The organism is Pollutimonas rozaliensis, from assembly GCF_048751585.1.
Classification (GTDB): domain Bacteria; phylum Pseudomonadota; class Gammaproteobacteria; order Burkholderiales; family Burkholderiaceae_B.
The window spans coordinates 1-271 of sequence record NZ_JAZHOB010000122.1 but is presented as its reverse complement, the minus strand read 5'-3'; the positions used below and the strand labels follow the sequence as shown (position 1 = coordinate 271).

The window sequence follows — 271 nt, the reverse complement described above, 5'->3', positions numbered from 1 at the left end:
AAATAGAACCCTAATTGTCGAGCCACTTTTGCATCAGTCGCTTGTGCAAAGAAAATCCATACATGTGCCCCCTGACCTGAACGAGATCGCTCTAATAAGCAATCGATACCTTTTCGTTTGCACACTTCGACATACGCAAGAGAGGCTTCTTGCCAATCACTTTTGTCAAAATCAACCGCGAGTAGCCAACAGGTGTTGTCCGCTAGCATAGGATACAAACCAACAACTTCTTTACCAGTAAGGTGGGCATACACAGCGACATCATCTAACG

The 271-nt window shown here is 45.0% G+C and carries 1 protein-coding gene; it reads right to left on the bottom strand.

What is annotated here, in order from left to right:
- On the bottom strand, window positions 1-271 hold a 271-nt coding region (locus tag V0R37_RS22230; RefSeq protein WP_420376571.1), incomplete at both ends, for a TOTE conflict system archaeo-eukaryotic primase domain-containing protein.